Raw genomic sequence first — 13,137 nt, 5'->3', positions numbered from 1 at the left:
GCTTGTGAACGCGTTCACATTCACAAGCATTATGTCGTACTGGTTGTCGGCATACGAGAGGGGGGTCCCCCTAACTTTGGGAGACCCCCCTGTGGCTACGGTGCGCGGCCCGCGCCGGGCGGGCTACAGCTCCTTGCGGAACTCCGCGGCCGTCTGCAGGAAGATGTCATTGGCCTCGGTCTCCGCGATCGTGGTGCGCACACCCTCGCCCGCGAACGGCCGTACGACCACGCCGGCCCGCTCACAGGCCGCCGCGAACTCCGTCGTCTTCTCCCCCAGGCGCAGCCACACGAAGTTGGCCTGCGTCTCGGGCACCGTCCAGCCCTGCGCCCGCAGCCCCTCGACGACCCGCGTGCGCTCGGCCACCAGCGAGCCGACCCGGCCGAGCAGCTCGTCCTCCGCACGCAGCGAGGCGACCGCCGCGTCCTGCGCGAGCTGGCTCACGCCGAAGGGGACCGCCGTCTTGCGCAGCGCCGCGGCGACCGGCTCGTGCGCGATGGCGAAGCCCACGCGGAGCCCCGCGAGCCCGTACGCCTTGGAGAAGGTCCGCAGCACCGCCACGTTCGGCCGGTCCCGGTAGATCTCGACGCCGTCCGGCACCTCGGTGTCCCGGATGAACTCGCGGTACGCCTCGTCGAGGACCACCAGGACGTCGGAGGGCACCCGGTCGAGGAACCGTTCCAGCTCGGCCCGGCGGATGGCGTTGCCCGTGGGGTTGTTGGGGTTGCAGACGAAGATCAGGCGCGTGCGGTCGGTGATCGCGTCGATCATGGCGTCGAGGTCGTGGTCCTCGCCCGGCGTGAGCGGCACCTGCACCGACTTCGCGCCGCTGATCTGCGTGATGATCGGGTACGCCTCGAAGGACCGCCACGCGTAGATGACCTCGTCGCCCGGCCCCGAGGTCGCCTGGAGCAGCTGCTGCGCGACGCCGACCGAGCCGGTCCCGGTGGCCAGGTGGCTCACCGACACGCCGAAGCGCTCGGACAGCTCGTTCATCAGGCCGGTGCAGGCCATGTCCGGGTAGCGGTTGAAGGACCCGGCGGCCGCGATCGCCTGCTCCATCACTCCGGGCAGCGGGGGATACGGGTTCTCGTTGGAGGACAGCTTGTACGCCACCGGCCCCCCGGCGGCGGCCGGCTTGCCGGGCTTGTAGGCAGGGATCCCCGCCAGCTCCGCACGCAGCTTCGGGTTGATCTCGCTCACCGCAGTCCTCCTTGTGGGCCGTTCCAATACTGCTCACCTTAAGAGGATTCGTCGCGCTCCCCAATGGCCCGGGTATCCGGACCCTCCCCAAGGCGTACGGAGAGGGGGGAGCGCCCCCGACCCTGGCGCGCGCCGGTGGCTCGCGCCGTGGCGCGCATCACCCGTGAAGGTGAGTTGAGACCTACTCGATACATCGCCGAGGTGGCAGGCCCATGCGTGGCAACAAGGGATGTGCCATAGTCAAAACCGGCAACTACCATGTGTTTTAAGGTTGGTGATGGGTCATCACCTTGCAGAAACGTGCCTGTCAACGCCTGCATATGCGCCCCCACCATGCAGCCGAATGAGCCCTACTATCGGCTCGCCATGACAGCAGCAGGGAAGCACCAGGTGAGCCGGGCAGAGACGACCCGCAGGGGCACCCGGCCGGGCCGGGCAGGCATCAGAGACGTTGCCGCAGCCGCCGGGGTCTCGATCACGACTGTGTCCGATGCGCTCAACGGTAAGGGCCGGCTCCCGGACGCCACCCGACGCCACGTCCGCGAGGTCGCCGACCGGTTGGGCTATCGCCCCTCCGCGGCCGCTCGCACGCTCCGTACCGGGAAATCGGGCCTCATCGGCCTGACCGTGACGACGTACGGGGATGAACCTTTCACCTTCACAGAATTCGCGTACTTCGCCGAGATGGCCCGAGCCGCCACCTCCGCCGCGCTCGCCCGCGGGTACGCACTCGTCATCCTGCCCGCCACCTCACGCCACGACGTGTGGTCGAACGTCGCGCTCGACGGCACCGTCGTGATCGACCCCTCCGACCATGATCCGGTCGTCACCGAGCTGGTCCGCCAGGGCCTGCCCGTCGTCTCGGACGGACGTCCCGCGGGCACCCTGCCCGTGACCGCCTGGGTCGACAACGACCACGAGGCCGCCGTGCTCGGCATCCTCGACCACCTCGCCGAGTCCGGCGCCCGCCGCATCGGACTGCTCACCGGCACCACCACCGACACGTACACCCACCTCTCCACCTCCGCGTATCTGCGCTGGTGCAAGCGGATCGGGCAGGAACCGGTCTACGAGTCGTACCCCGCGCACGATCCCTGCGCGGGGGCCGTCGCCGCCGACCGGCTGCTCGCCCGGCCCGACCGCCCCGACGCGGTCTACGGCCTCTTCGATCCCAACGGCACCGATCTGCTCGCCGCGGCCCGCCGCTACGGGCTGCGCGTCCCGGAAGACCTGCTGCTGGTGTGCTGCAGCGAGTCGAGTGTCTACGCGAACACGGAACCGCCCATCACGACCCTCTCGCTCAAACCGCGGCGGATCGGGACGTCCGTCGTGCAGCTCCTCATCGACGCCATCGAAGGGGTCGATTCCGACCAACCGGTCGAGCAGGTGATGCCGACCGAGCTCATCGTGCGGACCTCGTCCCAGCGGCGTCCGCACCGCACCACGGTCAGCCCGCCCCGTTCCTCGGGGCAGGGCTGACCGCCCCCCGCCCACCTTTCGGCGACTCCACCCCAGAGAAAAGTCCACACCAATTCGGGAGAAATGCACGGCGATCAGCCGCCCGTCACCGATTCACCACCCCTGGTGCATCACACAGCGCGAGCCGCATTCCTATGATGGGCGCACGACACCGCGGGCCGCTGCGACCAGGCAGTCCGATACGGTGCACAAGCGGCGCAATGGTGGTGGAGGGGTCGATGACTCAGGGGGCCGGTCTGGGACCCGCAGCGCGCACGGAGACGCTGCGCGACTTCCGTGTTCCCGCGTACGTCCATGACGTACCGGCGAACGTACAGCCGACGGACCCGGACAACCCCGCCCCCGGCGCCGAGAGTCCCGAGGCGTATCCCGACGGGTACACGCCCACCGAGCGCGATCTGCCCGTCATCGCCCGGGGCGACACCGTCCAGCTCGAGACGCCGCAGCCCGCGCCCGCGGGGGACGAGGGCCCCGGCCCGCTGTTCGTCGTCGGCGACGTGCACGGCTACCTCGACGAGCTGCTCGCCGCGCTCCGCGAGAAGGGCCTGATCGACGCCGAGGGGAACTGGGCGGCGGGCACCGCGCGCCTGTGGTTCCTCGGCGACTTCACCGACCGCGGGCCCGACGGGATCGGCGTCATCGACCTCGTGATGCGGCTGTCCGCCGAGGCGGCGGCCGCGGGCGGCTACTGCAAGGCGCTCATGGGCAACCACGAGCTGCTGCTGCTCGGCGCGAAGCGGTTCGGCGACACGCCCGTCAACTCCGGCGCCGGCACCGCCACCTTCCAGGCGGCCTGGCTGCTCAACGGCGGGCAGAAGGCCGACATGGACCGCCTCCAGGACGTGCATCTGCAGTGGATGTCCCGGCTCGACGCGATCGAGATCGAGGACGACCACCTGCTCACGCACTCGGACACCACGTCGTACCTCGACTACGGCGACTCCATCGAGGCCGTCAACGACACGGTGCGCGAGACGCTCACGCGCAATGACGCGGACGAGTGCTGGGACCTGTTCCGCAAGTTCACCAAGCGGTTCGCGTTCAAGGACGAGGAGTCCGGGCCCGACGCGGTACGACAGCTCCTCGACACCTACGGCGGTTCGCGCATCGTGCACGGCCACAGCCCGATCCCGTATCTGCTCGGCGAGGTCGGTGGCGAGGACGGGGACAGCGAGGACAGCAGGCCCCCCGTCGAGGGCCCGCATGTATACGCCAACGGGCTGGCGATCGCCATGGACGGCGGCGTGACGATGGCTGGAAAGCTACTCGTCCAGCAACTGCCCATCGGCGCCTGATCGTTCGCCGGTCTGCCGCAAAACCGGAGGAACCGACTGGCCGCCGGGCCAATTTCCGGAAACCCCCTGTCACGGCGTGCCGTGACAGCTCTACCATCGGCTTATCCGTAGCAGGCTCCCCTCCGTTTCTGCCCGACGGCCCGTACCCATGCGGGCCACCAAGCCCTACGGAGCATCGGGGGATGCACATGAACAGCGCTCCGCATCTGCTGAACGAGGACCGCCCCGAGTTCGAGCGGCTCCTCGATGAGGCGCTGCGTACCGCCCATAATCGTCCTGAACTCGCCGCAGTGGGCCAGCGGCTCAACCCCGAACAACTGCGCACGATGGCGCTGGGCGCCGCCGCTCTGATCAACACCGCGGCCGGCGAGGAATACCAGCGCTACGTCAAGGTCCGCGAGGAACTGCGCTCCACGCCGCGGCTCCTGCGTCCACTACGCGAAGGAGGCAACTCCAGCAGCGGAGAGAGCACGGGGCCGGGTGTCGCCGCGGTCGCCGTGGTGCTCGCTCCGGTTCTCGCCGGGACCGCCGCCGCGATCTTCCTGATCGTCGGCTACGTCCTGCGCATGCTCAACCCCGTACCCGGCTTCGCCGGAACCCTGCTCACCTTCGGCTGGGTCTTCGGCGCGATCACCGCGGCGAGCATGCTCGTCGCGGCCATCTGCCTGCTGCTCGCCGCATTGCGCAACGGGTCGACGTCGCTCCAGGCGAGCGCACACGGCGAGGCAAATGAGGATGTGAAGCAGGCCAGGGAAGCCTGGCACGCCGCGCTCCTGGACCGGGGCATCCTGCCGTTCCTGCGGGACGCCCTGGCGGATCCCTCGGCGGGCGGCGGCTCGCCCCTCGGGGGGCGCGGCGGCTCCGCCGGGCGCATGCCCCATCTCGGCTACAACAGGCCGGGTTTCAGCAGCCCCGACGGCGGTGGCACGGCCACGGGCCAGCGCGCCGGCTATTCGAGCCCGGACTTCTCCAGCCCGGACTTCGGCGGCCCGGAGCATCAGCCGGACTGACCCTCCGGTGGCCACCGGCCAGGTGACCGGCGGGGCCCCTCGCACACGCGAGGGGCCCCGCTGGCGTGCCGTCAGTCGGCGATCGGCAGATACACGCGGTTGCCCGCCCGCGCGAACTCCTTCGACTTCTCCTCCATGCCCGCCTCGATCTCCGAGGAGGTGGTGCCGTGTTCGCGCCGGATGTCCTGCGAGATCTTCATCGAACTGAGCATTATTAGACCCCACACATGCGCTACGGTCGTCCCAGCAGCCCGTCCGACGGACCGAGGGGGACCCCGTGGGCAAGCGCGAAGAGGTCATCAGCAAGCTGCGAGGCGTACCCGAGGGACTACCGTCCGTCGAGGAAATCCGCGCCATGGTGGCCGCCAACCCCAATATGAAGTGCGTCGTCTGCTACGCGCGGATCTCGTTCGACGGCCGGGTGAAGGACGCCCACGGCATCGAGGACCAGCACCGCGACATGACCAACGACGCGGAGAAGCTCGGGTGGCTGGTCATCTACCGGTACACCGACAACGACAAGAGTGCGAGCAAGGAGACCGTCGTACGCGACGACTTCGAGCAGTTACTCAACGATCTGGCGGTCGGGACTACACCCGAGGGCTACCCGATCCACGGCGTCATGGCGATCAACGATGACCGCCTGTACCGACGGCCTAGCGACTGGGAGCGCTACCTCAAGGCATTCACGTCGCACGAAGACCGCGTGTACCACGACTCGAACGGCGTGCAGGATCTGTACGCCGAAGGATTCGAGATCAAGGGATTGGTGGGCGTGGCCATGTCGCTGAGCGAGACGAGGAAGAAGCAGCGACGCAGCCGGAACAGCCACCGCAGCCGGGCCGTTCGTGGGCAAGCAGTGGCCGCGTGGCGCCCGTTCGGCTGGGAGGACGACAAGACCACGCTGCGCACCACAGAGGCCGACGCGATCCGCAAGGCTGTGGAAGACGTGATCGCGGGTGCGTCGATCGCTGAGATCACACGTCGGTGGAAGGAAGCCGGCTTCATCACGAGTCGCGGCAATCCCTTCCAGTACATGACGGTCAAGCAGGTCCTGATGAACGCGCGGCTGTGCGGCTACCGCGAGATCAAGGGCGAGCTTGTACGGGACGGCGACGACCAGCCGATCGTGGGCGAGTGGGATTCGATCGTCACGCCCAAGCAGTGGTACGCCGTCACAGCCAAGATCAGGGAGCGCGGTCGCGGTACCGGCACACCGCGCGGCGGGATGGTCCACAAGTACCTGCTGACCGGCGTTCTGCGGTGCGGCAACGTGCTGGAGAACGGCACGGTCTGCAACACCAAGATGACCGGGGTCAAGGCGAACGACTGGCTGACGTACAAGCACGGCTATCTGTGCAAGAAGACCGTCGACGGCGGGTGCAACAAGACCTACAAGCGTGGCGACAAGACGGACGCTCTCATCGAGCAACTGGTCATTGCCAAGCTGGAGCAGCAGGCCGCCAGCAAGGCTCAGGACGTACCCGACTGGGACAAAGCCGATGCCCTGGAACGCGCCGTCAAAAGCCGCAACGAGCTGGAGCGTCGTTGGCACGACGACGCGGACACCGACATCGACGACGAGACGTTTTTCCGCAATCTCCCCGTGCTGGAGCGACGGATCAAGGATCTCCGCACGGACCAGGCCAAGCACGAGGCGCTGAAGGCCGAGGCGGAATCGGCTCAGGAGGACATCGCGAGGACGTGGGACTCGAAGACTCTCACGCAGAAGCGCGAGGCGATCCAGAAGGTTCTGAGCGCGGTCGTCGCTGTGCCCGGCGGCAAGGGCAACAGGGCGTTCGACCCCGATCTGCTCAAGCCTGTGTGGCGGACCTCCGAGTGAGTTGAAGTCCGAGGATCTCCCCCAGGCTCCGAAGTTGATCGTCGGAGAGCGGGGGAGATTCTCGTATGTGGCGGTCGATCCAAGCACGAACGGCAGCCTCTTCGCGTGCTGCTTGAGTGGTCTCTCTGCCAGGTGCGTTCAGTCGGCACCACCGCCTGAGTCGCGGAGCGCTTCGCGGGCGAGAGCGCGGCTGTGGGCCAAGTCGTCTGCGACACCAGCGGCAATGAGTGCAGCGCCCGGAGTGTGCCCAGAGCCGATGTAGCGCCAGTTCGACTCAGTGATCGTGTCGGGTACGTCGTCGTGGTCGATGCCGACGTGCTTGGCGCGGTCCGCGCGGAGTGCGGCGTAAGTGGTCGAGTAGGCGCGGGACTTGGTGAGGATGTGGCCGCGGTAGCCGAGGGTATGGGCCCAGGCCCGCAGGTGGAGCGGTTCGTACTCAGGCAGGCCGCCCAGGCGCCAGCAGGTGTGCATGAGCGTGTGGACGTGCGCAGAGACTCGCGCCGTGTCGATCTCTTCGCAAGCGGTGAACCTGTGGTCCGCGCCGGCGCCTGTCTCGCTGGCTCCCTTCGTCACGTACTTCGCGACGTAGGCGGCAACAGCGTCGTCGTCAAGGGCGTCACCGTCGGCGCGCGCTGTCAGGGTCCGGACGTCGAGTTGGACGCCCCAGCGGAGAGTCAGTTCACCGACAGCGCTGGAGTACGGAACGTAGACCGCGACGCGTTCAGCAGAGGTTCGGACGGCATCAGCGAGCAGGGCCGCTGTGCTCCAGGACGGGGGCGCGTCCTCCGGTCCCGCCGGGCCGTCGAGGCGCACGACGGGTCCTGCCACTCCTGGACGCCAGCTACAGCGAGCGCGTCGGCAACGAGCTCTTCAGCGCCGCATCGGAGGTCTCCCAGCTCCTCGCGTGGACCGCGTACGACTCGGGAAACCACCGTCTCGCCCACAAGTACCTGACATCGACGCTGCGCCTGTCGCAGGTCATCAACGACCGCATGTTCGGCGCCCGCATCCTCGGCAACCTCAGCCACCAGGCGAACTACCTCGGCAATCATGCGCAGGCGATCCAGCTCTCCCGTGCCGCCGTCGAGGGCGCGAAGGGCCGGGCAACGCCACGCGCCATGGCCCTGAACTCCGCAATGGAGGCCCGCGCACTCGCCAACGCGGGTGACCCCATCGGCGCCGGCCGAGCCATGAACGAGGCAGAACGCCACTTCGAACGCGCCGACACCGGCGAGGACCCGGCATGGCTGAGCTACTTCGACTCAGCAGAACTCATGGGCGAGCTGTGTCACTGCTTCCGCGATCTGAGGATGCGGCGCGAGTCGGTCGAGGCCGCACAGAAGGCGGTCGACGGTACCGACCCCAGGTACGCCCGCACCCTCGGCTTCTGTCGCATGGTGCTCGCTCAAAGCCACCTCTTGAACGCCGAGTTGGAGGCTGCCGTCACGACCGCCAGCTTGGCCGTGGACGGCGGCGACACGCTCCAGTCATCCCGTTTCCAGCGCTATGTGACCGACTTCCAGACGGAGGTCACCGCCCTACACGCCGGGAACCCAACCGTGACCGCCTTCAACGATCGAGTACGGGAGGCCATGGCACGACTGGAGGAGGACGATTAGCCCCTCACCATGGACGCCAGTCCCGCGGCCCACGTCGTTTCGCAGCCCGGCAATGCGTCGCCGGTACTCGGCCGCAGTCTTCTCGTCCTCCTGCACGTTCTGCATGAGCCACGTCGTCATGCCGAACTCTTGGAGCCGGCGCAGGATGTCGTACCCGCCCCAGTCGTACAGGTCCCGCCCGTACGCGGCGACGAAGTCGGCGTACTGCTCATCGGTCTGCCACCCAAGGCTGTGGTGCTCCGTAGCGGTCACCATCAAGTCCCACTCGGGGTGATCGAAGCAGAAAGCTTCGAAGTCGATCAGGATGACTTGCCCCTGGTCGTCCACCATGAGGTTCTGCACGTGAGCATCACCGTGGACCGGCCCCTTGGCAGTCCCGAACTTCAACTCCGCGTACTGATCCTTGAGTTCGTGCCAGCGCTTACGCAAGAACGCCTTGTCGTCTTCCGACACCACGGCACGGTTCAGCCTCAGCTCCTGCTTGTCGAAGGGATTGAACGACGGCAGCTCAAGCCCCTTCGGCACGGTCAGGGCATGCAGGTCACGCAGTACGCCACCCAACTCCCCGTACGTTGCCTTGCGGTCTCCTTCCACGATCAAACGCCAGAAGGTCACCGGGTGACCGTCGACGAGGAGCGGCTGCTCCAGCCCGTCAACAAGCCGCGCAGCCGGGAAGCCCTCACCGGCCAGCCACCGCGAGACGCCCACTTCCACCTGCGCCCGAGGCAGCCACTCCTCACCGCGGGCCACCCGCACAATCACCGGTGCGGACGCCAGTCGGAACAGCGCATTCTCCCCGAACCGGATCAGCTCCGCGCCTCTGTCATCGAGCCCCGCAGCCCGGCACGCGGCAACCATCACCCGCATCGCCCCAGCCGACGTGAACCCCGCTTCCGAACCCCGAGCAGCGTCAACCGCCATGCCCGAACCAGCTCCCCTAGTCGCGCGCGATCAACCGGCGCACGTCTGCGGGTGACCAACCCGACGCCGCCGGACACGACTTGACCGTACCTAGAGAGAGCTCCCCAGCACGAGGCCGCCTACTGCCCCTCTTGCAGTCCCCAGACCTCGACTTCTCTCTGCCCTGGAATCTCTTGCTCGTGAATCTCTTCACGAAGGTGAGATTCAACCATTGTTACGGCCTCATTCATGAGTTCACTGGATCGCGAAAATAGATCCCAGGCATGCTCCGCACGCGCCGCGAGATCACTGGGCACGACGGGAACCCTAATACTCTCAACATCCCACGGATTGAGATGGTCGATTACCGACCCAAAGGACAGCGCATTGATTTGCACCCTGGTTTGTCGTGCCGCAATCGCCAGCCACACAGCACCCGGTGAAATTCCCTCGCGCGGGACAAGCCTCATTACATCGTTGCTAGCAAGCCAACCGCTTCGATCACGGGTTACAAGCGCTGCGGAACCTTGCCGTCCTTCCGATCGCCCAACTGCACCAAAGATGGTCATGCCTTGGCGAAGCTCATACTCAGAAGCTTCCTTGAAAGACCTATCTGCTACCCGCCTCAGGTTTACCGGATCCTGCTGCAGCAGTTGACGCCCCGAAAGGATCGGCCTGCCATTATCCCCATCTACGTAGTAACGCTTATACCTCACCGGAAGAATCGCCTCGGCAATATCACCGAGAAGCACCGATTCTCCTGCATCGGCAGCATTCCTAGCACTCTCGACTACAGGATGGTGGAAAGCAGAATCCAAGCGACCGCCGAGCTTTTGCGAATCACGCGACCAACAAATAAAACTTTTTCCCTCTGGTTCTTCAACAGGGAATCGAGCGTCGATCTCCGCATACAACGCGATCATACTGCGCCGCGCATCGTTGGCCGCATTAACGCTCGCTTCAGCTAGATCACTAGCCTTCTTACGCCAACGATCGCTAATCAGAGCAATCGGCACATCTGATACATCTCCCGTAGTGATGTGATCAATGACCGATCCGCTCTTCCCTCGACGAATTAGCGCCTGCCCCGTCGGAGTCTTCAAATACGCCAGTACATAGAATCGCGTCCGAACATCTTCGACATTGATGCGAATCATGTCGTGACTGAGAGCAAACCCTGCGATGCAGCTGTCAGCATATGCGACAGGGCCAAGATTTCGACCAGAGCATGTCTGAAGAATTGTGCCTTCTGGCGGAATCAGTCGTGCCACATCACTGTTCCGCTCACGCGAAAGTCGATCTTTCGGAACGGGGATAAAGTCGAAGGCATCGTAGGGCCTGAGGTATGGGACACCATCCTCTGCCGGCGCAGCATAGTTACGAGCAAAGCGCGACGGGTCCCACACCGAAGCAAGCTCCCCGAGCGGAACCACTTGCATCCCACTCGCTTCAAGCAAGGCTACTTTCTCTCCAGCAGCAACCCCCGGCGAGGTGAAGAAGTGGGCGTCCAACCGGTCATGAGAAAGGGCCGATCGAGACCGAACGTTCGTGATCTTCATCGCTGCTCACTCAACCAAGCGAGGTACGCACGAGCGACGTCAGGAAGATCGTCATCCACCAATCGCTCCTCGACTTCCACTGTGCGAAGCACTTCAAGCCCCGTCACCTGGTCAATCTCCGGAACTGTTTCCTGCCGCGCAACGAGGACATCGTCTCCAGAGTCAGTTCTCCGGAAAATCGTGTTTCCCCGCTTATCGTGACCGATACGACTAGTGGTCGCCATGAAAATGGGGTACTCCAGCTCAGCCTCCAGCGCCTGCTCACGCTCTTCAGTACTCAGACGGCGTGCCAAAACCATGGAGGTTTGCGTATCGTTCTTTGGCTGGAACAGCTCACGAGCCATGTCAACAACCGCAAGAATTTGAGTATTCTGAAGAAGCCATGTGCGAACGTACCCTAGAGCCGGGTTGTTGAGAATCCCGTTCGGAATAACCATGGCAAATCGGCCAGTTCCGGGCTTAAGCAGCTGTACGCAACGCTCGATAAATAGAATCTCGGGAGGCTGATTCTTCTGCAGTACAGGCCGGCCATTCTGATCTGCCCGACGAACCCATGTTCCGCCTTCCTGCTTATCCCACATGGAGGCGAGTTCGTATTGCTCAAGAATTCCCTCATCATCGATGAGGATGTTTGCCCCAAATGGCGGATTGGCGACTATTACGTCGAACGAACCCAGCTTAACCTTTCCAGTTGCATCCGCACCCCACGTGCGCGGATTCGCCAAACTGTTGGCTTGCCAAAGGCCACCAGATCCGTCGTTGTTCATGACCATGTTCATCTTGGCGGCACGAACAAGTCCGGGGTTTAGGTCAAGTCCATATACACATTGTGACAGGTACTCGTTTCGCGCCCGATAGAGTTCTTGGCGTTCCTCTTCAGTACCTCGACTTGGATCGATCCAGTTGGCGCGCTCCTCCTGCTCGATGTGCTCTAGAGCATGATTCATCGCCGTGATAAGGAATCCGCCCGTTCCACAGGAAGGATCGATTAGCCTCTGCCCCGGCTGCGGGTTAAGCATTGTGACAGCCATGCGGCACGCATTACGTGGAGTGAAGAACTCGCCGCGGTCGCCTCGCAGGTTCGATCCGACAATTTCTTCATAGGCAACGCCCTTGACGTCCACCGGTGAGGCAAGAAGCGAATAGCCTTGGAGCTGACTAACGACAAAGGCAACAACGGTGGGCTTTAGATCGATCGTTGCGTCCGCCGGCGCGAAGATGGCACCGTACTTGCTCAGAACCTTCTCATTGAAGACCTTTTGGATCCTAGTCTTGACAGAAGCAGCAGTCGTCGCGTTGGCCCGCTCGGATGCTGTTACGTAGAAGTCAAGTCGCCTAGAGCGTTCATCTTCAATCTTCGAGAAGATAATTTTCAAAAGCTCCCAGAAAGCCTCAGCCTTCTGCTTACCTTCGGTTCCAGCAATATAGTTGTGGCATCGCCTGAACGCAAAGAGAAGGTTGTCGGCAGTAGCGGGCTTCAGGTCTTTTCGACGAGGCCTCTGCGCATCTTCTTCCGTCTGTCCGAAGGCAGGAATATCGATGATTTCTTCAAATGAGAATCCGCCCGCATCGTCAGTTCGCTTGGCAATGCAGTACTGTTCGTCCCCATTTGTCCACAAGCCGTACTTGGCGTTCAGGCAGGCCGCCAAGTAGCTACGCAGTTGCTCGACGCCTTCTTTTCGGTTTGACGGGTTGGTGCCCGGCTTCTTGGTCTCTACGATTAGGTAGATATTTTCCTGCTTGTGCTCAGCCTCAGGAAGGAACACTGCGACATCAACACGACGTCGGGACGATCCGACGCGAACCGGATATTCAGGCTCACAATCGCTAGCGATGTATTTGTACTGGCGAATGAGAGCCTTTTCCAGGTTCTGCCGAACATACTCTTCGGGGGTGTCGCGTACATGCCGCTGCGTCAGGAAGTCGGCAACCTTACCCTCCGGAACCGTTCCCGTGCGAATCGTTACCGGTGGTGCAGTGGGTGCTGACATGCTCTTGCGCGCCTTCCCTCGTTGTGCTGACTTGGCAGGATCTCAAGCAAGAGTAGAGGTAATCAGGCAACCAACGCGGGAGATGTCACCGGTTACTCCCGCCAGTGCCTCTCCCTACCTTGACCCGACAGAGTATCGACCATCTGTTCGAAGTAGTAATCGGCACGGAGAGTACAGCCCAGCTAGTGCCGACTCCGTTCCTCGCAGCCGCCATGCGCAGAGAACCATCGGCGGTGGG

General features: G+C 64.3%; 9 protein-coding genes and 2 pseudogenes. 5 read left to right on the top strand and 6 right to left on the bottom strand.

Features of this window, described 5'->3' with window-relative positions:
* Positions 1 to 123: 123 nt before the first annotated feature.
* Positions 124 to 1,203 carry a histidinol-phosphate transaminase gene (gene hisC / locus ACY34M_RS36820; RefSeq protein WP_462720807.1) on the bottom strand — a complete coding sequence of 360 codons (1,080 nt, stop codon included), beginning with the start codon at positions 1,201 to 1,203 and terminating at the stop codon, positions 124 to 126.
* A 366-nt stretch (positions 1,204 to 1,569) separates the two neighbouring features.
* Between hisC and ACY34M_RS36815 the strand changes: the two genes are divergently transcribed.
* From ACY34M_RS36815 to ACY34M_RS36805, 3 genes are all read left to right on the top strand, one after another.
* The gene (locus ACY34M_RS36815) at positions 1,570 to 2,682 is read left to right on the top strand and encodes a LacI family DNA-binding transcriptional regulator (RefSeq protein WP_462720808.1); all 1,113 of its coding nucleotides are present in this window, start codon (positions 1,570 to 1,572) and stop codon (positions 2,680 to 2,682) included.
* Between the two features lie 218 nt (positions 2,683 to 2,900).
* Positions 2,901 to 3,977: a metallophosphoesterase family protein gene (locus ACY34M_RS36810; RefSeq protein ID WP_462720809.1), complete on the top strand. Its 1,077-nt coding sequence runs from the start codon at positions 2,901 to 2,903 to the stop codon at positions 3,975 to 3,977.
* Between the two features lie 182 nt (positions 3,978 to 4,159).
* Positions 4,160 to 4,987, top strand: coding sequence for a hypothetical protein (locus tag ACY34M_RS36805; protein ID WP_462720810.1), 828 nt, complete (start codon positions 4,160 to 4,162; stop codon positions 4,985 to 4,987).
* A gap of 71 nt (positions 4,988 to 5,058) precedes the next feature.
* Here the strand turns inward: ACY34M_RS36805 and ACY34M_RS36800 are convergent, their stop codons facing one another.
* Complete coding sequence (locus ACY34M_RS36800) at positions 5,059 to 5,187, bottom strand: hypothetical protein (protein ID WP_462720870.1); 129 nt, start codon at positions 5,185 to 5,187, stop codon at positions 5,059 to 5,061.
* A gap of 77 nt (positions 5,188 to 5,264) precedes the next feature.
* Here ACY34M_RS36800 and ACY34M_RS36795 point away from each other — a divergent pair, with 77 nt between their 5' ends.
* Positions 5,265 to 6,830 carry a recombinase family protein gene (locus tag ACY34M_RS36795; RefSeq protein ID WP_462720811.1) on the top strand — a complete coding sequence of 522 codons (1,566 nt, stop codon included), beginning with the start codon at positions 5,265 to 5,267 and terminating at the stop codon, positions 6,828 to 6,830.
* A gap of 138 nt (positions 6,831 to 6,968) precedes the next feature.
* Here the strand turns inward: ACY34M_RS36795 and ACY34M_RS36790 are convergent, their stop codons facing one another.
* A complete protein-coding gene (locus ACY34M_RS36790; RefSeq protein WP_462720812.1) occupies positions 6,969 to 7,643 on the bottom strand; it encodes a replication initiator in 675 nt (224 codons plus the stop codon).
* A gap of 5 nt (positions 7,644 to 7,648) precedes the next feature.
* Between ACY34M_RS36790 and ACY34M_RS36785 the strand changes: the two are divergent.
* A pseudogene (locus ACY34M_RS36785) lies at positions 7,649 to 8,449 on the top strand (sporulation protein); the annotation flags it as partial.
* A gap of 4 nt (positions 8,450 to 8,453) precedes the next feature.
* On the opposite strand, the pseudogene ACY34M_RS36780 reads toward ACY34M_RS36785, so the two are convergent.
* The 3 genes and pseudogenes from ACY34M_RS36780 to ACY34M_RS36770 form a co-directional block, all read right to left on the bottom strand.
* A pseudogene (locus ACY34M_RS36780) lies at positions 8,454 to 9,370 on the bottom strand (phosphotransferase enzyme family protein).
* A gap of 119 nt (positions 9,371 to 9,489) precedes the next feature.
* Entirely contained in the window at positions 9,490 to 10,908 is a 1,419-nt protein-coding gene (locus tag ACY34M_RS36775) for a restriction endonuclease subunit S domain-containing protein (protein WP_462720813.1), read from the bottom strand.
* Complete coding sequence (locus ACY34M_RS36770) at positions 10,905 to 12,899, bottom strand: N-6 DNA methylase (protein WP_462720814.1); 1,995 nt, start codon at positions 12,897 to 12,899, stop codon at positions 10,905 to 10,907. The genes ACY34M_RS36775 and ACY34M_RS36770 overlap by 4 nt, the downstream gene beginning before the upstream one ends.
* Positions 12,900 to 13,137 lie beyond the last annotated feature (238 nt).

This window comes from Streptomyces sp. EDA2-14 (assembly GCF_054963755.1).
This window is presented reverse-complemented; position numbering and strand designations above follow the sequence as displayed.